Annotated in this window: 16 protein-coding genes; 14 read left to right on the plus strand and 2 right to left on the minus strand. The window is 34.7% G+C overall.

The annotated features are described in order from the left end of the window. Positions 1-71: 71 nt before the first annotated feature. Together AC1TO5_RS05915 and AC1TO5_RS05920 are read right to left on the minus strand one after the other, a co-directional pair. On the minus strand, positions 72-944 hold the full coding sequence (locus tag AC1TO5_RS05915; protein ID WP_482061887.1) for an Abi family protein: 873 nt from the start codon (positions 942-944) through the stop codon (positions 72-74). A 183-nt stretch (positions 945-1,127) separates the two neighbouring features. Next, the gene (locus AC1TO5_RS05920; RefSeq protein ID WP_482061888.1) at positions 1,128-3,587 is read right to left on the minus strand and encodes an O-antigen ligase family protein; all 2,460 of its coding nucleotides are present in this window, start codon (positions 3,585-3,587) and stop codon (positions 1,128-1,130) included. 382 nt (positions 3,588-3,969) lie between these two features. Between AC1TO5_RS05920 and AC1TO5_RS05925 the strand changes: the two genes are divergently transcribed. From AC1TO5_RS05925 to rfbD, 14 genes are all read left to right on the plus strand, one after another. Continuing rightward, positions 3,970-5,229 (plus strand): glycosyltransferase, encoded by a 1,260-nt coding sequence (locus AC1TO5_RS05925; protein WP_482061889.1) that lies wholly within the window; start codon positions 3,970-3,972, stop codon positions 5,227-5,229. 1 nt (position 5,230) lies between these two features. Then, positions 5,231-6,307 (plus strand): mannose-1-phosphate guanylyltransferase, encoded by a 1,077-nt coding sequence (locus tag AC1TO5_RS05930; protein ID WP_482061890.1) that lies wholly within the window; start codon positions 5,231-5,233, stop codon positions 6,305-6,307. Positions 6,308-6,334: 27 nt separating this feature from the next. Then, complete coding sequence (gmd, locus tag AC1TO5_RS05935) at positions 6,335-7,303, plus strand: GDP-mannose 4,6-dehydratase (RefSeq protein ID WP_482061891.1); 969 nt, start codon at positions 6,335-6,337, stop codon at positions 7,301-7,303. Between the two features lie 19 nt (positions 7,304-7,322). Beyond that, positions 7,323-8,276 carry a GDP-mannose 4,6-dehydratase gene (locus AC1TO5_RS05940; RefSeq protein WP_482061892.1) on the plus strand — a complete coding sequence of 318 codons (954 nt, stop codon included), beginning with the start codon at positions 7,323-7,325 and terminating at the stop codon, positions 8,274-8,276. A 15-nt stretch (positions 8,277-8,291) separates the two neighbouring features. After that, on the plus strand, positions 8,292-9,068 hold the full coding sequence (locus AC1TO5_RS05945; RefSeq protein ID WP_482061893.1) for an ABC transporter permease: 777 nt from the start codon (positions 8,292-8,294) through the stop codon (positions 9,066-9,068). 13 nt (positions 9,069-9,081) lie between these two features. Beyond that, complete coding sequence (locus AC1TO5_RS05950; RefSeq protein WP_482061894.1) at positions 9,082-10,374, plus strand: ABC transporter ATP-binding protein; 1,293 nt, start codon at positions 9,082-9,084, stop codon at positions 10,372-10,374. Between the two features lie 21 nt (positions 10,375-10,395). Then, the gene (locus AC1TO5_RS05955; protein WP_482061895.1) at positions 10,396-11,679 is read left to right on the plus strand and encodes a class I SAM-dependent methyltransferase; all 1,284 of its coding nucleotides are present in this window, start codon (positions 10,396-10,398) and stop codon (positions 11,677-11,679) included. 15 nt (positions 11,680-11,694) lie between these two features. Continuing rightward, positions 11,695-12,903 carry a glycosyltransferase family 4 protein gene (locus AC1TO5_RS05960; protein WP_482061896.1) on the plus strand — a complete coding sequence of 403 codons (1,209 nt, stop codon included), beginning with the start codon at positions 11,695-11,697 and terminating at the stop codon, positions 12,901-12,903. After that, positions 12,900-15,257 carry a glycosyltransferase gene (locus tag AC1TO5_RS05965; RefSeq protein ID WP_482061897.1) on the plus strand — a complete coding sequence of 786 codons (2,358 nt, stop codon included), beginning with the start codon at positions 12,900-12,902 and terminating at the stop codon, positions 15,255-15,257. The genes AC1TO5_RS05960 and AC1TO5_RS05965 overlap by 4 nt, the downstream gene beginning before the upstream one ends. A gap of 230 nt (positions 15,258-15,487) precedes the next feature. Beyond that, positions 15,488-17,227 (plus strand): hypothetical protein, encoded by a 1,740-nt coding sequence (locus AC1TO5_RS05970; RefSeq protein ID WP_482061898.1) that lies wholly within the window; start codon positions 15,488-15,490, stop codon positions 17,225-17,227. A gap of 312 nt (positions 17,228-17,539) precedes the next feature. After that, a complete protein-coding gene (locus AC1TO5_RS05975; protein WP_482061899.1) occupies positions 17,540-18,283 on the plus strand; it encodes a sugar phosphate nucleotidyltransferase in 744 nt (247 codons plus the stop codon). A gap of 16 nt (positions 18,284-18,299) precedes the next feature. Then, on the plus strand, positions 18,300-18,857 hold the full coding sequence (gene rfbC, locus AC1TO5_RS05980; protein WP_482061900.1) for a dTDP-4-dehydrorhamnose 3,5-epimerase: 558 nt from the start codon (positions 18,300-18,302) through the stop codon (positions 18,855-18,857). A gap of 10 nt (positions 18,858-18,867) precedes the next feature. After that, positions 18,868-19,896, plus strand: a complete 1,029-nt coding sequence (gene rfbB, locus AC1TO5_RS05985; RefSeq protein ID WP_482062471.1) for a dTDP-glucose 4,6-dehydratase — start codon at positions 18,868-18,870, stop codon at positions 19,894-19,896. Next, positions 19,886-20,734 (plus strand): dTDP-4-dehydrorhamnose reductase, encoded by an 849-nt coding sequence (rfbD, locus tag AC1TO5_RS05990; RefSeq protein WP_482061901.1) that lies wholly within the window; start codon positions 19,886-19,888, stop codon positions 20,732-20,734. Before rfbB ends, rfbD begins: the two co-directional genes overlap by 11 nt. Positions 20,735-20,782 lie beyond the last annotated feature (48 nt).

The raw sequence follows: 20,782 nt of genomic DNA on the forward strand, positions 1-20,782 counted from the left end.
TGATATCTAAATAGACACACTTACGAATAAATACTGGTACCCTGTTCATTATCATCGAAAATATCTAGGACTTAAATTGAATTCCTGAGTAATAAAGCTTTCCAGTTATCTTTAAAACCTAATTTATTAATATCTACACAATCGTATTCTTCTATTAAAGCGGCTAATTCAACTATCCATGAATTCCAGGTAGTTGTTTCAGTAATTAGATATTGCATATTGAAAATAATAGCGAACAATTTATTCGTATCAAGGTCCAGTATCTTATCTTTCTCCCTAAACTTAATGTGCATAGGAAAAGAATAATCAAATAATCTACTATAGTGAGCACATCGATTTCTTGTTATAGTTAAAAAATGTAACCAATTTGAAATCTCACTATGATGAACACCATATTTTTTGGAGATTGCTCTCTGATCACTTATTTTCAAATTGTTAAAAAGTTTAGATAACCAACTGAATTGTAAAATCTCCACGCTTACCCATATTGGGAAATTCCCTTGATAATTATGATAATGATGTACTATGAAGAGATCTCTAGATTTACCAAGGTTCCTATCCAATTCATCATTGAAAGTAGTTATCCATTTATCATCTCTAAATGTTCCTCTTTTTTTATGACCATCAGAACCATAATTATGTGCGATAAGATATGAAATGTTTGTACGAAAAGAGATTTCAATGTATTCAATTAATTTCATTAATAGTTGTCTTAGTTTAGCATCAAAGTCATAGTGTCTGTATATGGTCTCAAATGTAACATTATCATGAAAAACATCATTACTTTTAAATGTTAACGTGTAGGCCGTAAATCTGTAATAATTAATGCGTTGTAATACTGAGGAAGAGCGTTCAAGATCCTCTATTATTAGCCCTCTGTGTTTCAAAATTTCAAGTTGTTGTTCAAATGTCGTAGGAGGCTTTAATGAAACTACGTCTGTCATTTGAATCACCCCATAAATAAAAAATGTCCGGTTCTATTTACGCGTTTGAACTATAAGTCCAAAGAGGCGCGAACCGGATCTGTTACTATTAGTATATTCATGAAAGTTTGATTCTGTCAATATAATAGTATTCGACAACCAGGGCAATCTTTTATTCGCGATTCCATCAAGTTATAGTAACTACTAATTGTTAATAGGCTCTGCATTCATCAACCCATTAAGAGCAGCATGCAATTCTTCTTGAGTATTCGGGAACGCTGCAAAAATAGTATTGTTAATGTCTTCATTCGCCCGATCCAGCTTGTGCAAGACAGCAGAGTAGTAGAGAGCTGTCATTGTATCGTCATTATGAGCAAATGCTGGGTTCCAAGCGAGTGCTAAGTAGCTTTCAGCTTGTACATAATCCCCGAGCACGAAGAAGGCTTGTCCAATAGGAGCTGCTAGCTTAGCTGTTATGCCAAACTCACGACCTTGTAATTGAGCATCGGGCAACAGTTCGAGCTCTGATGCTTTGGCAGTTACTTGATCACGTACAGCGACAATAGATTGTAAATGCTCATTAGCGGCCTGTAGATTATCTAGACTGATAGCTGCCACTGCTCTACGGAATTGAATTTTTGCAAAATCAGCATAATAATCAATTTCCCATGGGAATTTGTTGATCGCTTCCTGCAACACGATTGCGGAATCATCATCCTTTTGCAATAGGCGATTCAACTCTAGCTGACGGAAGATGAAGTTTTCATAGTAAGGCTCTTGCTTGCTCATTTTATCAAGTATCGCTTGAGCATCTATAACATATTGCTCATCGAAGGTAGATTCATACATTCGAGTTAATAGCTCTAATTGATAATCATAATATTCAGGATCGCCATTACGACTTGCCGCTGTTTTCAATTGCTCTAGTGATTGCTGCATGCTTTGCTCTTGAATTACCTGCTGTACATTATGATAGGATTGATAGCCTGATATATTAACGAGCGTCATAATTAGATATACTGCTGCTCCTACTATCAATAATGCAGGAATAACTAGCTTAAGCTTAGTAGTTGCAAGCTTTTCTTGCCATTGGAACGTCTTTGTTTCACTTGAGGCCAACATACCTCCAAGAGAGAAGAATACAAGGGCACCGAGATAGACATAACTCATATTGAAATCAAGCACACTATGAATTAAAATGGATGTACTTACAATAAACCAAATATATGGGATGAGTTTGTTTTCGTCAGCCTTTTTCGAAAATGATCTTAAGAACAGATAATAAACAGTTATTAACACTATAAATAGAGCTAGAATACCAACGATTCCAACCTCAATAAGCATTTGCATAAAGAAGCTGTGTACTTGATTACTAGAGTAAGGATTGTTTTGATATTGTTGGTAAAGGGCTTGCCACGCTCCCCCGCCAGCGCCAAAAATCGGATAGTCTTTCCAAAGGGTAATAGCATCCAAATAAAAAGTTCCACGTTCCAGCACACTATGCTGATTAAAGTTAATATTTTCAAGGCGCGAGCCAATGCTGACAGGTAATAATTTAATAAATCCAGTATTTCCGAATAAGAGAATGATACCTGCCACGCCTGCTACAATTCCTAAACTAGGCAAGAACAGATTAATCATTTTTTTCGTATTCCATCCTTGTAGCTTTTGCTCAAGAAGTGTCGCAACGTATTTATTGAATAGGAGCGAAATAATTGCCGCGATCAAGGAAACAACAATTAAGATAAACCATGCTTTAAATGCTTTTCCTTGGGAATGATCTTGTTGCAGCAATAATCCTAAACTATTGACGCTCGGTAAGAGCACAAAGCTTGCAATAGCACCAATTAAAAGATGGAATAACAGTTGAATTTGTTTGGAAAATGTAATTAAAGGCAGAATCAAAAGTAAAATGATTGGAAAAGCGAGCCATCCGGCCCGAGAATACGTAAGAATAAAGGAAACAAAAGTAGGTACGAATATAAACGATGCAAACAGCACCACATATTTATTCTTTGAATAGACGACCGTAGCTAAACAAGCAAACGAGAATGCGATTAAATAGGCGGCGTAGCTATTTGCATATTGGAAAACGGAAGCTAGCCTAATATCAATGCCACTATTCCATGCCGCATCAGGATAAACCACCCACGGAAGTAAGCCCCAAAGGGATGCATTACCGAACCAGTTCATCATGCCGAAAAGAACGATAACGGATGAAGTACCCATATAGATGTAGAAAGCAATGTGCTGACCATCAGTCTGACGTAATAAATGATACGCAGTCATGAAAAATATAGCGTAAAACACCCAAATCATAAATTCTATGTAGGAATAATGAGCAGATACCGCTCCAAGCATTGAGATACAATAGATAAGCGGAATGCTCCATATAATATATTGATAGGGACTATGTAGTAATGCACTATGACGAGATTGATAGAGATGAATACCGAGACAAGCTAATAATATAGCGCCAACAATAAAGCTGTACAATATATCAATTTCATTAGCAGGCTGGCTACCATTTAACAAGCCACCTTGAAATGGCATGAACAAAAAGAAGAAAATAAGGCAGCTACTAATGATCCAGAAAATAGCGGAACGATATATAAGTAGATGCTCGGAATGTGATGAATTGGACTTTTTATGCTTTGTTGCCATAATTATTCTCCCTTGTTAGCGATGTAAAATACTTTAAGTAGTATATCATAGTTATGTAAGGTGGTTAAAGAAAGTTGTCGATGGGAAGTGACAAACTATGGCAAAATTTATAATTTATCACCTGAAAATTACAATGAACATTCCAAATGTGCCTTCAAATATGTCTTTTTAAGCGATAGTTTGTTATGATGCTAGTAGAGTTAAAGAGAATGAATAGACTGGAAATAGATAGTAAGTAAAGCTGATATTTCTGGAATATAACTCGGGATGGGTTTATCTTAATTTTTGAAAATTCATTTTGAATGTATAGATGTAATTAGGGCGTTTTTTTCGAGAAGAGCAATTACGGTGGTGAGTTAGTATAAAGAGGTCTTTTTTTAGATTGTTATATAAAGTAGCTCTACCTGCAAAAAAGGTGTTTTCCGTCATATTGCCAGCATCAGCGCTGCAAAAGGTTAAACGTTATTTATTGAAATCAGCATTTCCAATGGAACAGAAAAATTTAGCTAATCAACGCATCATTCATGGAAGTGGTATTAATCTAATTGGATATGCTCGAGCTGAGATGGGAATAGGACAATCCTGTCGTATTGCAGCTAATTCATTGGATGCTGCTAACGTTTCGTTTGGTATTATTAATTTTGTAGGTACGAATAGCGCGAGAATGTCAGATCTTGCTTGGGTACATAAAGAGACAAAAGAGCCTACTCACGATATTAATGTGTTTCATATTAATGCTGAGCAAATGATGGAAGTTTACGCCACTTATGGAAATTCTATATTTAACGGTCGATATAATATAGGTTATTGGCATTGGGAATTGCCTGACTTTCCAGATCGGTGGATAGAGAGCTTCAATTTTGTTGATGAAATTTGGGCGCCGTCAACATTTGTAGCCGAAGCTATTGCGTTAAAAAGCCCAGTTCCTGTTGTGAAGATTCCACATTCTATTGAAGTGAAAATAGAACAAACAAGAGATAGAGCTTACTACGACCTTCCAGAGCAAGCTTTTATTTTTTTGACTATGTACGATATTCATAGTTTTAGTGAGCGTAAGAATCCGCAAGCCTCGATAAAAGCTTTCAAAAAAGCTTTTAAGAAAAATAATTTAAAGGTTAGTCTAGTTGTGAAAGTAAATGTGAAAAATCCCGATTCTAAAGAGATGAAGGAGCTTCATGAACTTATTGGAGAGTATAACAACATTTATTTGATTAAAGAGGTATTAACGCGAAATGATGTAAATGCGCTAATTAATGTTGTCGATAGTTATATTTCACTACATCGGAGTGAAGGATTTGGATTAGGATTGGCAGAGGCGATGTTTCTTGGTAAGCCAGTTATAGGGACAAATTGGTCTTCCAACACAGACTTTATGACAAAGGATAATTCTTGCTTGGTAGATTATGAATTAATTAATCTTGAACATACATATGGACCGTATGAATCGTATCAATATTGGGCAGATCCCGATATTGATCATGCAGCATCGTATATGGAACGATTGGTATCCGATAAAGATTATCGCAATAAAATTGCACGCGCAGGTGAATTTACAATTAAAAATGATTATTCACCTGAACGAGTAGGGGTATTAATTCAGAAACGGATCGATTACATTACAAAGTGGAATAATGGAGGCTAACATGACAATTACATGTGTAATTATGGCAGGGGGAAAAGGTGAACGGTTTTGGCCCAAAAGTAGAACGAATTTGCCGAAACAATTTCTTAATATATCGGGTAATAAATCTATGCTTCAACAATCAATCGCTAGATTAGAATTGTTGATTGATATTAGTAAGGTGTTTATTGTAACGAATGAGCTATATGCAGAGCTTTTGAAGGCGCAAATTCCTCACTTGCCACATGAAAATATTATTATAGAGCCAATTGGTAGAAACACTGCTCCTTGTATAGGGCTGGCTTCAGTTATTATTGAAGAACGCTATCCAGATAGCACGATGATTGTTATGCCGTCGGATCACATTATAGAAAATGATGAAGGTTTCATCGAGATTTTGAAAACGGCTGTTGAAGTAGCCAATCATAATGGCAATCTAGTTACATTAGGTATTGCGCCAACATATCCTGAAACTGGCTATGGCTATATTGAAAGTAATGGTGTTAATCATCCAGTTAATGATATTAATGTATATCAAGTTGAGAAATTTGTGGAAAAGCCTAATTTGGAAACGGCGCAAGCATATTTGGAAGCTGGGAATTTCTATTGGAACAGCGGAATATTTATATGGCGAACGAATGTCATTCGGAAGTATATTCAAGAATTGATGCCAAAGATGCATGATATTCTAGAGAATATTAAGTATTCTTTGAATAAAGACAATCGTAATGACATTATTGCCGAAGAATTTGTGAAGATGCCTGATCAATCAATCGATTATGGCATTATGGAGAAAGCAAAAGATATTTATGTGATCCCTTGTTTGTTTGGATGGGATGATGTGGGTAGCTGGACAGCTCTAGAGAGAATCGACGATTTGGACGAAAATGGTAATGTTATTAAGGGAAATATTCTTAACCTTGATACAAAAAGATGTATAATTGAAAGTAATGGGAAATTAATTGCTACATTAGGGATAGAAGACTTAATTATAGTAGATACAGAGGATGTAACTTTAATCTGTACTAAGGATAAGGCCCAAGAAGTAAAACTTCTATTGAAAGAATTAAGAATGCAAAAACTTGAGCAATATTTATAACATTTATATAAGGGAGACTTGATTAAGATGACTAAACGTGCACTAATTACAGGTATTACAGGACAAGATGGATCTTACTTGGCTGAACTATTGTTGGAAAAAGGATATAAAGTTTATGGTCTACGCAGAAGAACGAGTGTTCCAATCATGGAAAACATTGAACATATTAAGCATGAAATTGAATTCATTGATGGTGATCTACTAGACATCGGATCTTTAATTAATGCAGTTCGTATTTCCAATCCTGATGAAGTATATAACTTAGCGGCACAATCATTCGTTGGAACGTCATGGGATCAACCTGTATTAACAGGACAAGTGACAGGTCTAGGAGTTACAAATTTACTTGAAGCAGTTCGCTTAACTAAGCCAGATGCGAAATATTATCAGGCATCAAGTAGCGAAATGTTTGGTAAAGTTATGGAAACTCCGCAAAAGGAATCTACTCCTTTCTATCCACGTAGTCCATATGGCGTTGCTAAAGTTTACGGACATTGGATTACGACTAACTACAGAGAAAGCTTTGATATGTTTGCTTGCTCTGGTATTCTATTCAATCATGAATCTCCACGTCGTGGAGTTGAATTTGTAACGCGTAAAGTAACAGATGCTGTAGCAAGAATTAAGCTAGGTTTACAAACAGAACTTCGCATGGGTAACTTAGATGCTCAGCGTGACTGGGGCTTTGCTGGCGACTATGTCAAGGCGATGTGGTTAATGTTGCAGCAAGATGAGCCTAATGATTATGTGATTTCTACTGGTGAAACTCATACTGTTGAAGAACTTGTAGAAATTGCATTCAGTCATGCTGGTCTTAATTGGAGAGACTACGTTGTAATTGATCCTAAGTTTGTACGTCCAGCTGAAGTAGATTTACTACTTGGAGATTGTACGAAAGCAAAACAAGAACTTGGTTGGGAATTAGAAGTTTCATTCGAGCAACTTGTTAAGATGATGGTTGATAGTGATATGGAAAAAGTGAAAAGAAGTTTATAAGATAAGGGCGGTTTAAATAATGAGAGCTTTGATCACAGGTGTAACGGGATTTGTAGGGAAGTATTTGGCAGACTATTTATTAAGTTTAGGTTATGAGGTATGGGGGACTTCTCGCACCATACATACAGCAAACGATGACTCCAAACTTAAATTAATTCAGATGAACTTTAGTGAAGTAGATAGTATTGTTGCTTCTATTAACCAAATACAGCCGGATCATATCTATCACTTAGCTGGTCAAAGCTCTGTTAAATTATCATGGAATGATATACAAGGCACTTATAATGCGAATGTTTCTAATACGATCAATATGTTAGAAGCCATTAGAAAAAGTGATGTTGCTAATTCTGTTAAAATATTGACAGTGGGTTCATCAGAAGAGTACGGACATGTAGCGAATTTAGAAGTACCAATTAATGAATGTATAGAATTGAAACCGATTAGCCCTTATGGTCTCACAAAGGCTGCTGTCTATATGCTGGCACGACAATATGCCAATGCACATCAATTACATATAGTACATGCTAGACCGTTTAACCATATTGGTCCCGGACAGAGTCTGGGATTTGTAACATCAGATTTTGCTCATCAGATTGCTCAAATTGAAAAGGGACTAATACCACCAGTAATTAGTGTAGGCAATTTAGAAGCAAAACGAGATTTTACTGATGTAAGAGATATTGTCGTTGCCTACGAAAAACTATTGAATGTTGCCGAGATAGGTGAAGCTTATAATGTATGTTCTGAAAAGCCTATTTCGATAAAAGATATATTAATGAAATATATAGAACTAAGTATATGTAATACCATAGAAATTAGAGAAGATTCCTCTAAAATGAGACCTTCTGATATTCCAGTTTATGTTGGTGATTCTTCTAAAATCAATAGAATGACAGGCTGGGAAAATCAAGTAGAAGTAGAACAATCTTTAGAGGATATTTTAGAATATTGGAGAACGGAAATTAGTCCTTAGAGGGGTTATTGATAAATGATTAGTAAAATGAAAGAAATTTATAAATATAGACAAATGTTAGAGAGTCTAATTTTAACAGATCTAAGAACGAGATATAAAGGATCATTTCTAGGTTTTTTCTGGACGTTACTGAATCCATTACTAATGCTTATGGTGTATTCGATTGTATTTAAATATGTTGTTCGCATAGAAATGGAAAACTATACTTCGTATTTATTTGTTGGTTTAATATCTTGGTTTTTATTCAGTCAATCCATGACTGCTGGGGCGGGGGCAGTAGTACGAAATGCTGGTTTAGTAAAAAAAATCTACTTCCCCAAAGAAATATTACCAATTTCCGTAGTAATAGCTGGTGCAATTAATTATTTATTTTGTTTACCAGTATTAATTCCTATTTTATTAATTAGTAAAATAGAGCTTGGTTGGTCACTTACTTCCTTTCCAATTATTTTAATAATTCATATGATGTTTACATTAGCAATGACATTGCTTATTTCTAGTTTAAACGTGTTTTTTAGAGATTTAGAGCATATTATGGGTGTCGTTGTTATGGCTTGGTTTTATCTTACCCCGATTGTATATACAACAGATATGATTCCAAAAGAAGCCGAAAGGTTATTCGGTTTAAATCCACTCAAAGTTATTGTCGATAGTTTTCATAATATATTTCTTTATAATACAATGCCTGATTTTAATAAATTAGCTGTAGTATTTATATTCTCGTTTATTTTATTATATATTTCATTCTACGTATTTGGGAAATTAAGCAAAAACTTTGCTGAAGAAATATAAGGTGGCCACGATAATGGAAATAATTACAGTAACTGATGTTTCAAAAGTATATAAAATTTTTAAAGAACGTAGCACTACTTTAAAGGACAGATTGATCTTTAAAAGGAAAAATACGTTCGAAATATTCCATGCATTAGATGAAGTTTCATTATCGATTAAACAGGGTGAAACTGTTGGTTTAATCGGGAGGAACGGTTCTGGTAAGAGCACATTGTTAAAGTTGTTAACTAAAATAATATATCCAAATAGCGGCGAGGTTAAAATTACAGGAAATGTATCAAGCTTGTTGGAATTAGGAGCAGGATTTCATCCGGATTTTACTGGTCGAGAAAATATATTTATGAATGCCGCGATATTAGGATTATCCAAAAAGCAAATTAAAAATAAGCTAAACGAGATTATAGCATTCTCTGAGCTTGAAACATATATCGAGAACCCTGTTAGAAGTTATTCATCAGGTATGTATATGAGGTTAGCTTTTTCGGTAGCCATCATGGTTGAACCAGATATTTTATTAATCGATGAAGTTTTAGCTGTAGGCGATGCAGCATTTCAGCAGAAATGTATGGAGCAATTACTGAAAATGAAACAAAAGGGTACGACTATCGTCTTTGTATCGCATGATCTTGGAGCAATGGAAAAATTATGCGATAGGGTCGTTTGGATAAACAAAGGTAAAGTGGTAGATAATGGAAATCCTAAGAAGATGATAGATAAGTATTTGACATATTTGTCGGAAGAGGAAAACAAGCGACTCATTAAAGAAGATGAAAATAAGCTTATTAATGGTTTAGCCGTAGAGGAAATATTAGAAAACGATATTTTGAATGTTGAAGACATTGATAATGAACTTGAGGAAACTATAGTAATCGAAAAAGATGAAGATAGATGGGGAAATCGTAATATAGAAGCAGTAGATATTACATTTACAGACGAGAATAATAACAAGAAAATTGGTTATATGACAGGCGATTATATGAAAGTGAATATAAAATATAAAGCTAATACTTTAGTGGATAGTCCAGTATTTGGATTTGGATTATATACGATAGATCATATCCATTGTTATGGGACGAATACCTTTATTGATCAGTATAAAACTTTTGATTTAGCAAAAAACGATAGTGGTGAAATTTCATTTGTCATTCCATCTCTTGATCTTGTTGCGGGAACTTATTTAGTTAGTATTGCTATTCATGATATTAACGGGAATCAATATGATTATCATGATAAAAGATACTCTTTTAAAGTATCAAGTACAACTAATGATGTAGGTATCGCTAGATTGAAGCATATTTGGGAATAAGAGAGTGGTAGGAGGGTTATTGTGTCTAGAAAAGTTACTCCTGGTGAGATAATGAAAAAGATAAGAAATGGTGTTCGTTCAGAACAAACTTCGTTTGTAACAGCATCTGAGGTTAACAACGACATGAATTTGGAAGTTAATAATATTGATGATCGAGAATTACAAGAACACTTAAATACAATATCTGTAAATTTAAAGAGGTTGAATCAAAGAATTACTCCAAATATGCCAGTTGCTTTCCTTGAACCTCATTTAGTTTCGAGATTTAAGCTGATAGGTACACTTATTGTGCCAATTAGAAAATTTGGTGCGAGATTATTTACAAAATGGTATGCTGATGTTTTTTCGAGTCAACAAAAACATTTGAATTATGATATGTGGTATGGAATTAATGCAACACTTGAGGTAGTTAATACTCAGCAAAAGCTAATTGCTAGTTTGTGTGAAGAAAAAAATAAGCAGCAGATAGATATTACAGAACTTCACAATCAATTGAAGCAATTAAGTATAGAAAGTGTAGAACTTGGTAATCGATTAAAACAATTAAATGCAGAAAATATAGAATTTCACAATTATTTGAGACAAGTAAAAGTGGAAAGTACAGAGTTAAAAGAGGATTTGGGGAAATCAAAAATAGAAATTGATAGTCTTAAAGTGGAACTTGAGCAATTTGGAAATGAAGTTAAAAAGATGAATTATCTTGATTTTGATTATTCTAAATTTGCTGCTAAATATAGTGCTGAACCTAATATAGTTAAATCAATTTATACACAATATATTAATTACTTCGATAAAGGAAGTCGCGTTTTAGATATAGGATGTGGTAAAGGGTATTTTTTAGAACTGCTTAATGAGCATGGAATTGATGGTATAGGGCTAGATAGTGACCACGAGCTAATAGAAATTTGTAAATCTAAAGGATTAACTGCATACACCTATGATGTTATAAGTTACTTGGAGCAGGCTAAGGATAATAGTATTGATGGTATTTTTATGGGTCATGTAATCGAGCATTTAACTAATAACACAAAAATTTATTTCCTTAAATTGTGTATGACAAAGCTAAAACCTAAAGGAATATTAGTAATTGAAACACCTAATACATCATCGTCTTATGTTATGCATAATCTCTATTATTTAGATCCTACCCACGAAAAACCTCTGTTGCCTGAAGGATTAAAACATCTTGCAACAATAACAGGATTTGATGTAGTCAATTCATATCTTAGTGGGCCAATAGATGATGCTATTACTTCTCCGAGAGAGTATTATAATTACTCATTAATAGTGCAAAAGAATGAATAACTAAAGGAGTACAAAATGAAAATAGCAGTCATAATACCATGGTTTTCAGATAGTATCTCAGGTGGTGCAGAACGATTTGCAGGTGGAATTGCTCGTAGCTTACAAGAAGAAGGATGTGAAGTGGAGATCCTTACCACATGTGGTAAGGATTCTTTCTGGTCTTGGGATACGGACTTTTATAAAGAAGGTGTAAGTGAAGTTAATGGTCATATTGTTAGAAGATTTTCTTTAAGAAAAAGAAATAAAGAGTTATATGATGAGTTAATGGGAAAAGTGATTCATAAAAAACAATTGTCTTATGTAGAAGAAATGCAATTATTACTTGAAACAGTTAATAGTGAATCATTGAATAAATTTATTCTTGATAATTCGGAAGATTACATCTACCTCTTCATTCCTTATTTATATGGTACGACATATTGGGGAAGTAAGCTAGCCCCTGAACGATCCTTTATCATACCATGTATGCATGACGAAGATATGGCTTACTTTAAGAATATTGGTGATATGTTAGAAAGAGCAGCAGGTGTAATGTTTAATACTATTGAGGAACAGATATTCACTACACAACTACATAACATTCCGATAGAGGACACAGTAGTTTCAGGTGGAGGAGTAGAGGTTAATTATGTTCCTGCTCCGACTAATTTCAGAAAAACACACAATATAAATGATGATTATTTTGTGTATGTAGGAAGACAAGTTTCTGGTAAAAACGTGCCACAATTAATAGAGTTCTTTAATAGATACATTGAAAAAAATAAAAAGGGTACTAAGCTGGTCTTTGTCGGTCAAGGAGAAGATCAAATTATTGAAATGATGAAATCCTCTCCCAATATTATTCATATAGGTGAAACGAGTGACGAAGAGAAGTATGATGCAATTGCTGGAGCATTAGCACTAATACAACCTTCATTGATGGAAAGCTTTTCGATTGTAATTATGGAAAGTTGGTTGTGTGACACTCCCGTAATAGTTCATGAATTATGTGCTGTTACAAAAGGTCATTGTGACCGTAGTGAAGGCGGATTATATTACAATGATTATGAAAGTTTTGAAGATACTATTAATCAATACATAAGTTCCTCATCAGAAAATTTATATGAGATGGGTAAAAGAGGCCATGAGTATGTTGATAAATATTACACATGGAAGAAAACTGCGGAGAGAATTTTAGGGTTTCTGGAGACAAAAGGATTTAGAAAGGAGGAACTTGTGAAATGAAAATTTTAATAGACGTTCAAACGTTATACACTCATGAGAAAAATAGAGGAATCGGAATCTATACGTATAATTGGTTGAAAAATCTCATTCAACATGATACTTCCCAAAGATTCTATCTAATGAGAAGAAAAGAGAGTTCATGGCAGTTCACATTTATATCTAAACATATTAATTTTGATGCGAGAATAAATCAAGATCAATTTTGGGAAGAGATGAGTCTTGAGCAATTTATTGATGATAACAAAATTGATGTTGTTCATTTTACTAGTCCTTTAATGTTTGATATTGAAGTGCCAAATATTAAGAATGATCGTGTGAAAATTTCTTGTTTGGTTTATGATCTCATCCCAATAATGATGAAAGAGGCATACTTTGATAAGTGGCCTGTCGATATTCAAAAATTATATCAAGCAAGATGTACAATGTTAAAAAAAGCAGATATATTATTAACGATATCTGAAGCATCAAAGCGTGATTTAGTGAGTAATTTAGATATTGATTCGCAGAAAATAAAAGTGATATACGCTTCTACTGATGAATACCTCTACACTAACTCTCGTACAGGTAATGAAGAGGATATTATTCAACAAGAATTAGGAATAAAGAAACCCTTCATATATTCATTAACTGGGTATGACCCAAGGAAGAATAACAAGGGACTAATTGAAGCTTTTGCTAATGTATCTTCCACAAATAAAGAAGTTAAATTAGTTATTAGCGGCATTAAAAACGATAATGAAAAGCAAGAGTTTTATGATTTTGCAAAAAAGAACGGGATTTCTACAGATCAGATTGTTTTTTTAGGCTTTGTTAGCAATGACTGTCTATTGGCCTTATATAAAGAATGTAGTATGTTCGTATTCCCTTCATTATATGAGGGATTTGGCTTGCCGGTTTTAGAAGCTATGAGGGTTGGAACACCGGTCATCACCACTAAATGTTCTTCATTAATAGAGGTTGCAGAAGAGGCGGCTATATTAGTTGATCCATTTGATAATATAGAGCTTGCAAATTCAATGAAACTATTGCTCTCTAATAATGATATAGCACGAAAATATAGTGAATTAGGGTTAGAACAGTCTAAGAAATTTGAATGGGATAAAATCAGTTTATCTAGCCTAGATGAGTTTAAAACTATTTGTGGTGTAAATTGTGTTACAGAGCAACTCAATAAACCTTTACTAGCTTTTTTTAGTCCGTTAAATCCACAAGCTTCAGGCATATCAGATTATAGCGAAGAATTGCTTATGTATCTCGATAAGTATTTTGAGATCAAAATCTTTACTAATGGACTTATACCTTCAAATGAATATATTACCACCTCTAAATTTGAAATTTTTGATATTAAAACAGACAGTAATAGATTAGAGTTTATTGGAAACAGGCTGTATCATATAGGTAATAATGAAATACATGATTGGATCTATAGTACTTTAAAACAATATCCTGGGGTTGTATTACTACATGACTTAAATCTGTATGGATTTTTCGTATATACAACTTTTATGAGAGGGCAAAAGAAACAATTTTGTAATGAGCTTAATTATAACTATGGAGTAGTTGGACAGGAAGCTGCTAAGCAATTAATTGTAAATGGTACTTATCCCGATAGCCAACAATTCCCTCTATATAATAAAGTAATTGATTTAAGTACAAGTGTAATTGTTCATAGTCAATATATAAAAGAAAAATTAGAGCTAAATACAAGCTATATGGGCGATATCCAAGTGATTCCGCAAGGAATTATATTCGATGAAGGAACGAGACCACTTAACAAAGTTGAATTTAAAAAGAAATACAAGCTAGATAATGATAAACTAACAATAGGTGTATTTGGTAATGTAATCGCGAATAAGCGTATAGATATCGTAATTACAAGTTTCTCTCGATTATTACGTACTAACAGTAATGTTGAATTAATAATTGTTGGTCATGCAGAGAAAGAAATAAAGTCATCTCTTGTTAGTTTGTCAAAGAAACTAAATGCTAATCATTCAATTAAATTTATAGACTCACCAGATATTGAATTGTTTAAGCAATATATTAAGGTCTGCGATATGTGTATTAATTTAAGATGGCCTACTATGGGGGAAACTTCTGCAACATTGACCAGAGCTTTAGGGTATGGCGTTCCATGTATTGTGTCAAATGTAGGAGCATATAAAGAATACCCTGATGATATTGTATGGAAAGTCGATGTAGATAATACGGAAGAGGATTTATTGTTAGCTTATTTGTTAGAGTTGGTTAATAATGAATTGATACGCAAAGAAATGGCTTTCATAGCCGAAGAATATTCGAAAAGTGTTCATGATTTTAAGTATGTATCAAAACAAATTAGAGAAGTATATTAATATTAATTATATTTTCCGGAAAATCGTAATGTTCAGATATATAGTTACATTTATACTATTTTGCTGAATATTGCTATTTTTTGGAGTCATCTTATTAGTTGGTAGTTTGTTCTCAGTATGTATTATTAATGAGCCTTTTTGTTTAGTGTTAATTATTTATTTTTTAGTTAATGTCGGTTATTCATTATTTACATTTGGTCATACGATTCATTTGATCTGGACAATCCCTCTTGATATATATGGCTATTGAGATACTTATTTCAATTGCTTCATTACTAAATCCAGCTATTTCATTCATTGCATTTATTTTATTTCTCAATGAACTGTATAGCCATCGTAAAGAGATACTACAATTAAAAATTTCTAAAAGAATAATCATCATGGGTGCAACCCTTACGATAAATCTAATCCCATACCTTTTCTATTGGATTTATTTTAGAGAGTTTAATTTAATAACTTCGAAGGGCTATAGTTCATTAGAGCTGATTTCCTTAAATAAGATTAGTAGCTTATTTTTAGATCCTAATTTTGGACTAATAATTTATGTTCCATTATTATTGATTACAATTATTTGGATGATTATAAAAAAAGACTTATTATCTGTTTTCGTAACAGTCCTATTGTTAACATTGGCTGCTATATGTTCTACTCAGTTGAACTGGAATTCAGGAATGATGTATATTAATAGATATTCAGTTTGGTTTATTCCTTTAATGTTAATCCCTACTTTGAAGTTGGTTTCAGATATTAGTAGAAAGAAATTTATATGTTTTTTATCATTCTTTTTGCTAACCACTGGTGTTGTAACTACTTATTGTATAGTTGAGTATGACATGGAGAAATCTACTAAGTTTAGTCCTGTTGCAAAATTAATTATAAACACAGTTCCAGGGGTATATAATCCGTACCATGAGATTTTTATTGAAAGATCTAAAGGAACAGAATTTTCCCATGGGACCAGCTTAGAAGAACTCCCTATTACAGTTACAAATGAAAATGGTATTCGTAAACAACTGCTATACAATGAAATTAATGATTCGATAAATTATAGTCCTTCATTTAATATGAAAAATTTGTTTGGTAAACTATATTATAGTGAAAATATGAAAGATAGTGAAGATATATTTAATCAAGATAATGAAGTGATGATGTCAGACGATTGGTATGGACTTGAAGGGCAAAATAGCGAAAATGGTAACTATCGATGGATTGGTAAAAGTGCAGGTCTGATATTCAATTCTGCTTCTGGTGAAGAGTCATCTATTAAGATGACTCTTGCGAGTTTTAATAAAGATCGTATAGCTGTAATAACATTTAATGGTGAAACAATTTACGAAGGTATAATTCCTACTAGTGGACAAGAAGTTGAAATGCCAGTTAAGTTATTGCAAGGTCAAAACTTTATCATGATCACATCTACAGAGGAACCTGATGCCCCGAAAGATGTGTTAAGTGATAATAAAGAACTAAGGAAATTATCGTTTTCAATTAGTAATATTCTAATTAATGAAAGCAGTAATTTGATTAGTGAAGATAATACTTTGAGTTTAAAAGCAGATGATGATATTTTTGAACAAGATATTAACGTTGCTTTTAGCAAGGATTGGTATGGTCTAGAGGTAGATGGATCTAATAGATTTAGATGGATCGGAAAAACTGCTAGTTTGTTATTTAACTCTGATTCTAGTAAGGATACAAAATTAAAAATGACGATTGCTAGCTTTAATAAAGATCGGGAAGTTATTATGACACTAAACGGAATCGAAATTTATAAAGGTACAATATCTACGGCCAGACTAGAAATTGAAATGCCAATTGGGTTAGTACCGGGTGAAAATCTTCTCGTGATTACTTCCGTAGAGGACCCTGATGCCCCGAACGATGTATTAAGCGATAATAATGATCCAAGAAAATTATCATTTTTAATTACCGAAGTACTAATTAACGATTTGGAAAATGGGTTGTTTTAATGAATTTTTGAGTATGATATGAATATTATTCGGTGCTGCAGGACAAATATTGATGAAGTTAGGGACAATGAAAGCTAGTGTGGAAAACTTAGTGATTGTCCAATCATTGATCGTATATTTTTCGAATTTCTAGGTAGTAAGTGGTTTGCTTTTCTATGCTATTTTCTGCGATAGTATGGATGTTTGGAACATCTAAATTAGAACTATCATATGCTTATCCATTAGTTTCGGTAAGTTATGTTTTAGTACTTACTTGAGGTACTCAGTAATGCAGAAGTAAATTAAGCAATCTATCAATTGGAGGGCACCCAAATGAAAGGAATAATCCTAGCCGGAGGGACAGGCTCACGCCTCTACCCACTAACCAAAGTAACCAACAAACACTTACTACCCGTTGGCAAGTACCCGATGATCTTTCATTCCATCGCTAAGCTACAAGAAGCTGGACTTGAAGATATTCTTATCGTTACAGGTAAGGAGCATATGGGGGATGTCGTGAGTCTACTTGGCAGTGGACGGGATTTCGGGATGTCCTTCACCTATAAAGTTCAAGACGAAGCAGGCGGCATTGCACAAGCGCTTGGTATGGCTGAGCATTTTGTAGGCGATGATCGAATGGTTGTTTTATTGGGAGACAATGTTTATGAAGATAGTATTGCTGATTATGTTGTTGACTACGCAAAGCAGGCGAGCGGAGCGAAGCTACTTATTCAACAGGTTGAAGATCCTGAGCGCTATGGAGTAGCTGAGCTAAGTGGTGATCGTATTATTTCAATCGAGGAAAAGCCCAAGCTGCCTCAATCGAATTATGCTGTAACAGGCATCTATATGTTCGATAGCCGTGTGTTCGATATTATTCGTACATTGAAGCCCTCACAGCGTGGCGAGCTTGAAATTACTGATGTTAATAATGCCTACATTGCTACGAATGAGTTAAGCTATACTATTCTTGATGGTTGGTGGACGGACGCAGGTACTCATGCTTCTTATAGTAAAGCGAATGAGCTTGCACAATCCATACAATACGGCGAGCAATTCGGCAAGCTTAAGCTATAGAAAGTAGGATAGAACAATGAAGGTATTAACAACAAAACTACTTGGAATAAAACTTATTGAACCAGTTATACATGGCGACAATCGTGGCTTCTTTATGGAAAGCTATAATCAGGAAACATTCAACAAACATGGTATCCATACTGTTTTCGTACAGGACAATCATTCCCTATCCGCTGAAGCAGGGGTATTAAGAGGATTGCACTATCAGCTTAATCCAGCTGCACAGACGAAGTTGATTCGTGTCATTTCCGGGGAAATTATTGATGTTGTTGTCGATATTCGTAGAAACTCTCCTACTTTTGGTCAGTGGGAGGGTTTTGTACTTTCAGCTAGTAACAAACGCCAACTCTTTATTCCACAAGGCTTCGCACATGGCTTCTGTACACTCGTACCGAACTGTGAAGTTCAATATAAGGTTGATAGCTATTACTCGCCAGAACATGATCGAGGCATCGCATGGGATGATCCTACACTTGCTATTGACTGGCCAACGTCAACTCCAATTCTCTCCGAAAAGGATCGTAATCATCCTTTACTAGCAGAAGCGGAAATGAACTTTGAATATGAAGGGTAAGGGAATGGATATGAAATTACTTGTTACTGGCGGTGCAGGCTTTATAGGCAGCAATTTTGTTCTCTATATGCTGGAGAAATATCCGCAATACGAAATTATTAATGTAGATGCACTCACTTACGCTGGCAATATGGAAAATTTGCGCTCGATTGAAGGCAATAGTAACTATACTTTTATTAAAGCTGATATCGCTGAGCGCTCGCAACTAGAGCCTTTGTTTGTGGTAGGTATTGATGCCGTAATTAACTTTGCTGCGGAATCACATGTTGATCGCAGTATTTTGAATCCGGGCATATTTGTACGTACCAATGTTGTTGGTACACAGACATTGCTTGAGCTAACAAAGCAATATGACGTTACCAAATACGTTCAAGTGTCTACGGATGAAGTATATGGAACGCTAGGTGAGACAGGTTTGTTTACGGAAGAAACGCCATTAGCACCTAATAGTCCATACTCTGCAAGTAAAGCGGGTGCGGATTTACTTGTACGTGCCTATCACGAGACTTTCGGTCTTGATGTGAATATTACACGTTGTTCCAATAATTATGGTCCATACCAATTTCCAGAGAAGTTAATCCCGTTAATTATTCATAATGCGTTGAATGATAAGCAACTTCCGGTATATGGTGATGGCTTAAATGTTAGAGATTGGCTATATGTGGAGGATCATTGCAGTGCGATTGATCTTGTTCTGCATAAAGGTGTCAGTGGTGAAGTTTATAATGTAGGTGGACGGAACGAGCGTAATAATTTACAGGTTATTCGTACGATACTAGAGGAACTAGGTAAGCCTGAATCCCTTATTACTTATGTAACGGATCGTCTTGGACATGATCGTCGTTATGCGATTGATGCGGATAAAATTCGTAGAGAGCTTGGCTGGGAGCCGAAATTCAACTATGAGACAGGTATTCGTGAAACGGTTCGTTGGTATTTGGATCATTCAGAATGGACTGAGCAAGTAGTAAGTGGTGCTTACCAAAGCTATTACGATGAGCAGTATGAAGAACGGTTAGAGGTCAAAGATGATGAGTGAAAAGCTAACCATTGTTGTAACGGGCGCGAATGGACAGCTTGGCCGTGAGTTAGTATTATTTGAACATACAGCCTTCAACATTATTGGTCTAAGTCGCAATGAGCTCGATATTACCGATCTAGCAGCTTGCCGTCAAGCGATGAGTGAATATAAGCCGTTTGCGGTTATTCATTGTGCTGCCTATACAGCTGTAGATAAAGCCGAGTCCGAACAGGATGAGGCTTTTCGTGTGAATAGAGATGGTACGAGTAATATTGCACTGGCGTCGCATGAAATAGGGGCTAAGCTCATTTATATAAGTACGGACTATGTTTTTGATGGGAAGGGTAGTACGTCATATGTTGAGTCGGATGCTGTAAGTCCGACAACAGTCTACGGCAGCTCTAAGCTTGCAGGTGAACAAGCGGTTCAAGCCATTCATCCCCATTCTTTCATCGTTCGAACGTCATGGGTGTATGGTCAATATGGCAATAACTTTGTGAAAACGATGCTGTCTCTAGCCCAGCAGCGCAAAGTATTAAAGGTAGTTGCAGATCAGATTGGCTCGCCGACCTATACTTTTGATCTCGCTCAATTTTTATTGCAGCTTGTTGAGACTGAACGTTACGGTATATATCATGCATCTAATGCTGGCATATGCTCATGGTATGATTTTGCTACAGCAATATTTGCAGAAAGTGGCACTGATGTTCAAGTTGAAGCTTGTACGACAGCGGAGTTTCCAAGACCAGCGCTACGACCTGCCTACTCGGTTATGGAGCATCGCAATATGGCGTTGAACGGTTTTGAGCCGATGAGACATTGGCAAGATGCTTTACGTGATTTTTTGAGTAAATAAGATTGAATGTAAAAGTCTATTTTTTGAACTTACCATTACAATAAAGAT

The sequence above is a fragment of the Paenibacillus sp. Y930 genome (assembly GCF_056786375.1).

Coding starts and splice junctions, on each gene's coding strand:
- AC1TO5_RS05945 (WP_482061893.1), top strand. CDS start 8,292: ATGATTAGTAAAATGAAAGAAATTTATAAATATAGACAAATGTTAGAG.
- AC1TO5_RS05940 (WP_482061892.1), top strand. CDS start 7,323: ATGAGAGCTTTGATCACAGGTGTAACGGGATTTGTAGGGAAGTATTTG.
- AC1TO5_RS05965 (WP_482061897.1), top strand. CDS start 12,900: ATGAAAATTTTAATAGACGTTCAAACGTTATACACTCATGAGAAAAAT.
- AC1TO5_RS05975 (WP_482061899.1), top strand. CDS start 17,540: ATGAAAGGAATAATCCTAGCCGGAGGGACAGGCTCACGCCTCTACCCA.
- AC1TO5_RS05960 (WP_482061896.1), top strand. CDS start 11,695: ATGAAAATAGCAGTCATAATACCATGGTTTTCAGATAGTATCTCAGGT.
- AC1TO5_RS05920 (WP_482061888.1), bottom strand. CDS start 3,587: ATGGCAACAAAGCATAAAAAGTCCAATTCATCACATTCCGAGCATCTA.
- gmd (WP_482061891.1), top strand. CDS start 6,335: ATGACTAAACGTGCACTAATTACAGGTATTACAGGACAAGATGGATCT.
- AC1TO5_RS05915 (WP_482061887.1), bottom strand. CDS start 944: ATGACAGACGTAGTTTCATTAAAGCCTCCTACGACATTTGAACAACAA.
- rfbC (WP_482061900.1), top strand. CDS start 18,300: ATGAAGGTATTAACAACAAAACTACTTGGAATAAAACTTATTGAACCA.
- rfbD (WP_482061901.1), top strand. CDS start 19,886: ATGATGAGTGAAAAGCTAACCATTGTTGTAACGGGCGCGAATGGACAG.
- AC1TO5_RS05950 (WP_482061894.1), top strand. CDS start 9,082: ATGGAAATAATTACAGTAACTGATGTTTCAAAAGTATATAAAATTTTT.
- rfbB (WP_482062471.1), top strand. CDS start 18,868: ATGAAATTACTTGTTACTGGCGGTGCAGGCTTTATAGGCAGCAATTTT.
- AC1TO5_RS05930 (WP_482061890.1), top strand. CDS start 5,231: ATGACAATTACATGTGTAATTATGGCAGGGGGAAAAGGTGAACGGTTT.